Origin of the sequence: Acaryochloris sp. IP29b_bin.148 (assembly GCF_028285565.1) — a bacterium.
GTDB lineage: Bacteria > Cyanobacteriota > Cyanobacteriia > Thermosynechococcales > Thermosynechococcaceae > Acaryochloris.
On sequence record NZ_JANQOY010000018.1, the window covers coordinates 26,774 to 35,292 of the forward strand.

Consider the following 8,519-nt stretch of genomic DNA (forward strand, 5'->3'; position numbering starts at 1 on the left):
CAAACAACCGATATTGAGGTGAAGAGAGTAGCGATGAAATCAAGAGAGAATGCATTCAGAATAAACATCTGAAGAGTCATTCAGGGACATATTTATTGTTGCAAGCCTCTATAGCAGAAAACAATCGTAAATATACGGAGGAGCTGGATTGCGAATCTACAGAACACTATTGGCAGGCCTGAAATAGCGAGTCGATTTATAGTTAAAGGGTTTAGGATTATCCATTTAGACGGATGCTAACCAATCATAGATTTGGCCAAGTTGCTCGATGTTGAGCAAGCCATATTGCCAGAGGATAATCGGAATCTGAGTCGCCGTTCGGTCTTGAAATCGATTGGCTAAAGAGAGAGCATCCTGGGGTAGCGCCAGATCATCTTGGAGATATTGAAGCAGTCGAGTTTGCCGATTCATAACAGAATCCCAGGTTCAGAGGAGGGTTGAGCTTGATGCTATCTATGCTGGATTGGATAAAGGGGAACAGCCGTGATCTGCTGCAATTCAGATTGTGATTAGCTTGGATAAACCGGGTGATGGATATCACAGTAACTAGGCGAGTAACCCCAACTTTCGCCCGTTATGATGGGCAACTTTGATTAGGTGCTGGCGACAAGGCCGCTCTAAACCCACAGAATCACAGAACTGATTAATGATTTGGGTATGAGCCGCAATGGCTTTTCCTCGTAGTCGTATAAAACGTTGATGACCCAGGGCATGGTCTAATTGGACAACAAGTGGTGCAAACATGATAGTTTTCTCCAATGGATTTCATGCTTGCACTATCGCGCTCCTCAGCAGATCTCTCCAGGGAAGATCGGAAGCCTAATCAAGAACTTAAAAAAACGATGTGATCGCGAACCATGTCAAGTCTGGGCAAGAATTCTAGCCAGCAAAACGAGTTCAGACTCTTTTTTAAAAAATAAAAGGGAACATAATTCAGAACATTACCGATACTCGCAAAGTCTTAGTTGGGGAAAAATAGCCGAGTCTCAGCATTGGAGAACCACTCGTCCATCACTGCACGGTGTAGTACAGTAGCGAGACACCATTGTCGTAAATCTTACGGTTAGTCAGTTCCAAAGCGGTTTGCTGAATCTCGCCCGCAAACAGTGGAATACCCGCTCCCATTAAAAAGGGATTGATTTTGAGAATGAGTTGATCAATAAGGTGGTGGGCAAACAGGGAGGCGGCAAGCTCAGCCCCTCCACAGAGCCAAATCCCTTTACCTGATCCGTCCTTGAGCGTCTTGACTCGTTCGATTGCATGTTCTGCAACCAAGTTGACATTTCTGTCGGGGCTTTCCGGCACGCTGCGAGAAAACAGATACTGCTCCATATGTGAGTAGGGACTCGTGACCCCTTCCTTTAAACCGATCTCATAGGTATGGCGTCCCATTAGCACAGTATCAAACCATTGGTTCTCAGCCTGGATACCCATTGCATCTCGTAAATGGGATGGAACGGTTTCCGGGAAAGTGGCGAAGAGATCAGAAAAATAGTCAGGATCCTGGGAAAAACCAGCGTGGGAGCCATTGGTATGAGCAATATACCCATCTACACTACAGGCCACATAGTAGGTGAGTGTTTTCATGATGTCTTTCTAGCTTGCCATCTGGCGGACTACCTTAAATTAAGATCACAATCAGGGCAATAGTGCCTAGAATACCCAAAACACCAGTCAGTATGGGAAAAACTTGCAATCCTTCTGCCGTCAGTTGCTCTATATCTGCTGTAGGCTGTGCAGGTTCTGACGACACTGCAGAATTTAACTGAATGTCTTGGGGCGCGTAGTCTGCCCCCTCTAGCATCATTTCTGTAATGATGGCATAAGCATCTGCCCAAGTATTCTGTAGCTCTGTCGTCCAGTCTTCTTTCAAGAATTGGCTTAAGGTTTTAAGCAGTGTCTGGCCAACCAAAGGGTAATGTTCAGGAAGGGCACCATATTCAACATGACGGGCTCCTAATCCTTGCAGATCTGTAGCCAATCCTTCGGGGTATTTGATATTAGAGATCACTAAAACTAAGGAAGAAAAGAGCTTACTCCCTTGTTTTTCAATACTTGTATTCGCGAATAAGGGTTTTGCCGCAGGATAGTCAGCAAACAAATTTTCATAGAATTTGACGGAAAAAGCGTCTGCATGGGGTCTAACCTTATCAAAACTATCTTCCAAAAGCTTGGCATTTAATTGGGGGGGTGGAGAAGCAGATCTTTGAATAGGTGTCATAATAGCTACTCTATAATTTAATGCGATTATAGAGCAGAACATCTCTTCTCAGATGACAATCAAAAACATTTAGGCTACTAGAAATAGTTCTAATTGAACAGCTCATAGTTAGTTTTGATCAGGATTATTCTCAAGGGACTTTGCAAGCAAAGCAATTGCCACCTTCTCAGGCATCTTTGAGGATAAATGGATACAACAAGGGTAGCTCCATCTTTGCTCTCGAAAATTTGCAATATTTCTGTACCAACAGGACTTAGGTATCCAGCAGCTTTTTCAGCTCTACAATCCAACCGTAATAGTCTTCACTCTGCTGGTTACGCAATACATTTGACTGAGATTGAATCAGGGCAACTAGTTCTTGGGCACGGTTTAACTGCCGTACTGAGACTCTCGACCAATCAGGATTCGCAGCAAAATTTTCTATCAGTATGAGGGACATTGACCTTATCCTTGTGCATTTATAGCAATTGCAATCAACATGTAAATAGATATCACTACACAAGAACTATGGCATTGCCCATCTATCCACATTCAAAAATAAAAAGGCATCCCTTAGCAAAAAGCAGACATCATCATATGTAATTACTCTATAGACATAATTTAATTCAAGACAAGAAAATTTCACTCAGTATTTCTTCTTGAATTTATTGTTTTTTAGAGAATTAATGATGGAGAGCAGCAGGGTTCCCTATGACTTTCAATAATGATCAGTAATTTCAACGATGGTTGCCTCTAAACATGACTGCCCTTGCTTTAGAGGGAGCTAGACAATGATTAACATAAGAACCTTGTGCCAAGAAGACTGTTCAAGCCTGAAGAGTATCATAGTGAAAGATATAGACACTAAGGGATATTACTGAGGTCTAGCAAAAAACGGCATGTAGAATATAGATTTTTTTAAAATTATTGCATCACTACAAACCTCGACATAGATAAAATAAAAGTACAATACAATAAAAAACATATAATTATCTTACCCAAGCACCTCATGTTTTATGCGATAAAATTTTAGTTCTATCGGCAAGAAGTATGCGGACAACAAAAACGTCAATAGCCTTCATAGATTGAAAAACAGTTAGCTCCTTGACTGGGATAAAACGAACATATATTGACGGAGTGGTTTAGGCACTTGAGCCTTCGAGAAACGCACGAAACCACAGCGAGTGTAGAAAGGAATTAAGCCTTTTGCACAACTAACATAAATCTTCTGTTGAACATCTTGAGCTGCCTGTTGAATCAGAGCACACCCCAAACCTTGGCGACGATATTTAGGGTTGATATAAATATTGGCTAAGATACACGCGCCAGCCTTGGGGCAGAGTTCCAAGGTTCCTACAATTAGATTATTTGAATGAAGGATCCAAGCTTTGGTATCCAAGTAATGTCTTGTTCTCAACCAAATGGTATTGCAAAGCAATCCGACTAAGGGAGCACTACTGGCTAGCATGCTAACTCCTATCGTCAGACTGATTGGCTCCCACTTGCCCGCCAACAACATTTCCATAGAACGCTTAGTGAGCAATAGTCCTAACACCAAGACTACGCCTGAAAATATCAAACCGATGAAACATTGTTTGAGAATCTTGCGATGATGAGATTGATACTCAGCTTTAGTAAATGGCCGAATAACATAGCCGGGTGGGATAGGTTTACGGTTCATGCGTTATCGATAGAAGAATATTACTCAGAACAGAGTTCACAAGGTTCAGTCATACAACCCATCTCTCTCAGAATCTAGCTTTCTTGCTACGGTAATGAAGAATTTTGATCCTTCAATTTCAACCTATGACCAAGAGGCTTTATCACCTGTATGAAGCTCTCATCCCCATTTATCCAGTAACAACAATCTCAAGTAGCACCCTGATATTTTGATGGGAAGATAGTGTCACAACTGCAACCGATGGCTCAAAAAATTCCATTGTTAGGTGCTGCCTTCAAGAATCGGCTCATTCTCTATGCGAGTTGCATAGGAGACACACTAGGTATGGCACTGGGCTTTGCATATGTATTAGGTGGAAATCTTCATAGCCCGATTCGCCCTTTACTCGCCCCTATTGCGAGGGTATTGGGTTGGCTGCTGGTTGATCTTCCTGGAGACAGCATTGCATTTTTCACATGCCAGCCCGATGCACAGTCATGTGTTGGTGGTTGGGGGTATATTTATGCCTTTACCATCGGATTTCCGCTGTTTACAATTGCCATGATTATTGTGCCAGGTACTCTTGGCGCATGTTTATTTGGATCAATGGGTTGTCTTTTCCTTAAAATTTCTGCACGCCCAAAAAGCTGAAATTATGACCCTTGCCTCTCATGCTGACTATGGTTCAGCGGTTGAATCCTCAGGGACTGTTTTCCGATCTGCAAGCAGATATAACAAAATTGGCTATCCGGTTGACTTTGAGATAGCGCAAACCACAACCCAGTGAATGGGTATACCCTGGTGTTGGAAGGGAATGTGCGATCGCAAATGCCGCAATCACCGCAAAGGCGAAGACGAGGCGTTGTTCTAACCAGCATTGGCTTAGAGCGGTTACGAGCCGCCATTCAGGACAGCGAAGCCCAGAATAACCAGGATGTTCGCTATACCCTACAAGATCTCAGCGATCGCACCCAGCTCGACGCCAAAACCGTGGCCAAAGTCCTGGATGGAGAAGTGGGGCTAGATAAACGCACCCTATCGTTATTCTTTAATGCCTTTGAGTTACCGCTGCAAGCCGAAGACTTTCGCCGTCCTGAAGCCAAGCCCAGTCCAGACAAAGCCCTAGCAAATTCGGCATCCGCAGATCACCACTTGGATTTAGGAGAAGCGGTCGATATCTCCAACTTCTATGGCCGCATTCAAGAACTCGCCACCCTTAGCCAGTGGCTGGGCACTGAACGCTGTCAGCTTGTGGCCCTGTTAGGTATTGGCGGCATCGGCAAAACCTCCCTGTCGGTAAAGCTGGTTAAACATTTGCACCCTGAGTTTGAAGCGGTCGTTTGGCGCTCGGTTCGTCATGGTCCCAAGATCGAAGATTTGCTAGTGGATATTTTGCAATCCCTGGATCCAGAACTGACCCGCATTAGCCTACCCCAAACCCTGCTATCGCAATTAATGTCCTACCTGCGGCAGCATCGCTGTTTACTGGTGTTGGATAACTGGGAGACGCTACTGGAGAGTGGCGCTGACAAGGCTCACCCCCAAGCAGGTCACCATAAACCGAACTATCAAGGCTATGAAACCCTGTTGCGATCGCTCGGTGAAACCCCTCACCAAAGCTGCCTGATCATCACCAGCCGCGAGAAGCCCGCTACCCTCGCTGAACTTGAAGGCCCCACCGTCCGAGCTTTAGCTATGGCCGGACTGGAGCCGGAAAAAGCCTTACCCTTACTGACCCAAAAAGGACTAACGGGGGATACGGATGCCTTTCAAACGCTGATCCAGTTTTACGAAGGTCACCCTTTAGGCCTTAAGATTGTCGCCACGGCCATTCAGGATATTTTTGCTGGAGACGTTCACGCCTTTTTAGCGGAAGGCATCACCGTTTTTAACGGCCTACGCATCCTTCTCGATCAGCAGTTTCAGCGCCTATCTCCTCTCGAACAGGATGTGATGTATTGGCTAGCCATTAATCGTGCTCCCCTGACCTTGGCAGATCTACGCCATGACCTGGTGTTTCCTGTGGCGATGCCCAAATTACTGGAAGCGATGGAGGCCCTACGGCGGCGATCCTTATGCGTAGTGATTAAGTTGGGTACTGAGTTACCTCAATTCACCTTGCAGCCCGTGTTGATGGAATATGTGACTCAGCGACTCATCGAGGAAATCGGCAACAATATTTTGCAACTACAGGGGGCAGAACCTTCCCGTTTACAGAGTCATGCCCTGCTGAAAGCCCAGGCCAAAGATAGTATCCGCCATAGCCAGCGCCAGATTATCCTCCAACCCGTGATTGATCTGCTTTTGTCGGAGCTGCACTCTACAGTAGCCATCGAAGCCCAGTTGCGGAATCGATTAAAAGACCTTGCGCACTGCAAAGATTATGCCGCTGGGAATTGCCTGAATCTACTAGTGCAGTTACAGGTGGACTTAACCAGCATTGATCTGTCACACCTCACCCTCTGGCAAGCTGATCTCCGGGACACGGCCCTGATGAAGGTCAATATGACCGGAGCCGACCTCAAAAATACGGTCTTTGCCACCGCCTTTCCCCATGTCGCCACCACCGCCTTTGATCCAAAAGGAGAACGATTGGCAACGGGACATTTTGCCAACGTGATTATGCTGTGGGACGTGCAAAATCCGAAGCAAGGTAGCCAAGCTATCGGCATCTTTAAAGGTCATCAAAATAATGTATGGTCCGTGGCTTTTAGTGTCGATGGCTCCGTCCTCGCCAGCGCTAGCGAGGATCAAACCATTCGGCTCTGGCAGGTGGACACAGGACAATGCCTAAGCATCTTCACGGGGCATACCGACTGCGTTCGTTCGGTAGTCATGCATCCCGACAGTCAGCGGCTGATCAGCGCTGGGGAAGATCGGACTTGGCGCATTTGGAATCTACAAACGGGAGACTGTCTACAAACCATCTCAGGTCATGAGCAGGGAATCTGGGAAATCGCCCTTAGCCCCGAGGGACACACCCTCGCCAGTGCCAGCCATGACGCCACCGTTAAATTGTGGGACCTAGAGACGGGCCGCTGTCTGCGCACCCTCAAGGGCCATACGGATTGGCTGCGGACGGTGGCTTTTAGTGAGGATGGTCAGTGGTTAGTGAGTGGGGGATGCGATCGCACTCTCCGTATCTGGAAAGTCAGTTCTGGTCAATGCATCCAAGTTCTCACTCCCCATACTCAGGCCATCTTTTCTGCATCGTTTCTGCCCAATCGCCCTGTCGTCGTCAGTGCTGGACTGGATGGTGTTATCTGTATGACCGATTTAGACACAGGCGTCTGCCAGCGTCGCCTGCTCGGACATCATAGCTGCATCAATAGTGTGTCCTGTCATCCCCAAGGAGACCTCCTAGTCAGTGGAGGCGATGAACCCGTGATTCGGCTATGGGACTTAACTACGGGGCAAGCCCTACAATCCTGGCAAGCGCAAATTAACGGTACCTTGTGCATTCGTTATAGTCCTGATAGCAAAACGATAGTGAGTGGCAATACGGATGGCGCGATTCGATTTTGGCAAGTAGAAACAGGCACCTATCAAACCTACTGGCAACATCAGGGCTGGGTCTATGGGCTCGCCTTTCATCCTCAGGGGCATCTTCTAGCGAGCGCGGGCAATGATCAGCAAATTCGACTGTGGGATGTCGCCACCAAAGGAGTCTTGCGCGTATTGTCTGGACATGGCGCGACGATTGCGGCCTTGGCCTTTAGTCCAGATGGCCAATGGCTTGCGAGTGGCAGTTGGGATGGCTCCTGGCGACTCTGGGATATAACCCAGGGGCAGGTCTTGCAAACCATCCCCGAACATTTTGTCAGTGGCTTAAGCTGGAGCCCGGATGGTCAGAAGATCGCCATTGGTTCCTTTGATGCCAATGTACAGATTTATGATGTGCCATCTGCCACCTTATCCCAAACCTTGGTCGGGCATCAGTTTTGGGCTTGGTATGTGGCCTGGAGTCCCCAGGGCGATCGTATTGTCACAGGTGGAGCCGATCAGACCCTCCGAATCTGGGATGTGGACGCTGGGGAATGCCTCCATGTCCTCACAGACCATACGGACTGGGTGATGGGGGTCGCCTTTAGCCCCGATGGCCAAACCGTGGCCAGCTGTAGCAAAGATGAAACGGCCCGATTATGGTCAGTGAAAACAGGGCAATGCCTGGCTAAGCTATCTGGACATCCGAGTTGGTCTACGGCTGTTGAGTTTAGCCCCGATGGTCAAACCTTAGTGACAGGAAGCAGCGATTTAGAACTCAGATTATGGGATGTGCAGACCGGAACGTGCCGGGAGACGTGGCGGGCCGATCGCCTCTGTGAAGGCTTAAATATTTCCAACTGTCAGGGGTTAACTCTTCCCCAGCAAGAAATGCTCGAATTCCTCGGCGCGATTAATGTGTAAGCAAGCTCTGAAATGATATAGATCCGTTGATTCAAATTTGCGATACACAAAATCCTGATCAGTCTTAAATCAGAGAACAGCGAATCATTCTTGAGTTCAGGGTAGAGAAGCTATTTGATAACGATCGAAATATAAAATTTTTGAGATGGTTATTAGACCTCTTGCATAATTCATTTCATGATGTGTTACGGGCAGCTTCCACGCCTTAAGCTGCCAGAGATAGTTCGTAGTTATAGATGGCTGCAATCAAGT

Annotated in this window: 8 protein-coding genes; 2 read left to right on the plus strand and 6 right to left on the minus strand. The window is 46.8% G+C overall.

Translation table 11 applies throughout. From position 1 onward, the window contains the following. Positions 1-225 precede the first annotated feature (225 nt). The 6 genes from Q0986_RS01800 to Q0986_RS01825 all read right to left on the minus strand — a co-directional run bounded on the left by Q0986_RS01800 (position 226) and on the right by Q0986_RS01825 (position 3,881). Positions 226-411 (minus strand): DUF2949 domain-containing protein, encoded by a 186-nt coding sequence (locus Q0986_RS01800; protein WP_299402795.1) that lies wholly within the window; start codon positions 409-411, stop codon positions 226-228. A 135-nt stretch (positions 412-546) separates the two neighbouring features. Then, entirely contained in the window at positions 547-744 is a 198-nt protein-coding gene (locus tag Q0986_RS01805) for an electron transporter (RefSeq protein ID WP_299402797.1), read from the minus strand. A 267-nt stretch (positions 745-1,011) separates the two neighbouring features. Then, positions 1,012-1,587: a dihydrofolate reductase family protein gene (locus Q0986_RS01810; protein ID WP_299402799.1), complete on the minus strand. Its 576-nt coding sequence runs from the start codon at positions 1,585-1,587 to the stop codon at positions 1,012-1,014. A gap of 34 nt (positions 1,588-1,621) precedes the next feature. Further along, positions 1,622-2,221 (minus strand): globin family protein, encoded by a 600-nt coding sequence (locus Q0986_RS01815; RefSeq protein WP_299402802.1) that lies wholly within the window; start codon positions 2,219-2,221, stop codon positions 1,622-1,624. 253 nt (positions 2,222-2,474) lie between these two features. Next, a complete protein-coding gene (locus Q0986_RS01820) occupies positions 2,475-2,660 on the minus strand; it encodes a hypothetical protein (RefSeq protein WP_299402804.1) in 186 nt (61 codons plus the stop codon). Positions 2,661-3,296: 636 nt separating this feature from the next. After that, positions 3,297-3,881, minus strand: a complete 585-nt coding sequence (locus Q0986_RS01825) for a GNAT family N-acetyltransferase (protein ID WP_299402805.1) — start codon at positions 3,879-3,881, stop codon at positions 3,297-3,299. A gap of 222 nt (positions 3,882-4,103) precedes the next feature. Here Q0986_RS01825 and Q0986_RS01830 point away from each other — a divergent pair, with 222 nt between their 5' ends. After that, entirely contained in the window at positions 4,104-4,511 is a 408-nt protein-coding gene (locus tag Q0986_RS01830; RefSeq protein ID WP_299402807.1) for a hypothetical protein, read from the plus strand. A gap of 132 nt (positions 4,512-4,643) precedes the next feature. Continuing rightward, positions 4,644-8,267, plus strand: coding sequence for an NB-ARC domain-containing protein (locus Q0986_RS01835; RefSeq protein ID WP_299402809.1), 3,624 nt, complete (start codon positions 4,644-4,646; stop codon positions 8,265-8,267). Positions 8,268-8,519: the final 252 nt, after the last annotated feature.

Excerpts from the sequence above, each read along its gene's own strand:
- Q0986_RS01825 (WP_299402805.1), bottom strand. The coding sequence starts at position 3,881 with ATGAACCGTAAACCTATCCCACCCGGCTATGTTATTCGGCCATTTACT.
- Q0986_RS01820 (WP_299402804.1), bottom strand. The coding sequence starts at position 2,660 with ATGTCCCTCATACTGATAGAAAATTTTGCTGCGAATCCTGATTGGTCG.
- Q0986_RS01800 (WP_299402795.1), bottom strand. The coding sequence starts at position 411 with ATGAATCGGCAAACTCGACTGCTTCAATATCTCCAAGATGATCTGGCG.
- Q0986_RS01810 (WP_299402799.1), bottom strand. The coding sequence starts at position 1,587 with ATGAAAACACTCACCTACTATGTGGCCTGTAGTGTAGATGGGTATATT.
- Q0986_RS01815 (WP_299402802.1), bottom strand. The coding sequence starts at position 2,221 with ATGACACCTATTCAAAGATCTGCTTCTCCACCCCCCCAATTAAATGCC.
- Q0986_RS01805 (WP_299402797.1), bottom strand. The coding sequence starts at position 744 with ATGTTTGCACCACTTGTTGTCCAATTAGACCATGCCCTGGGTCATCAA.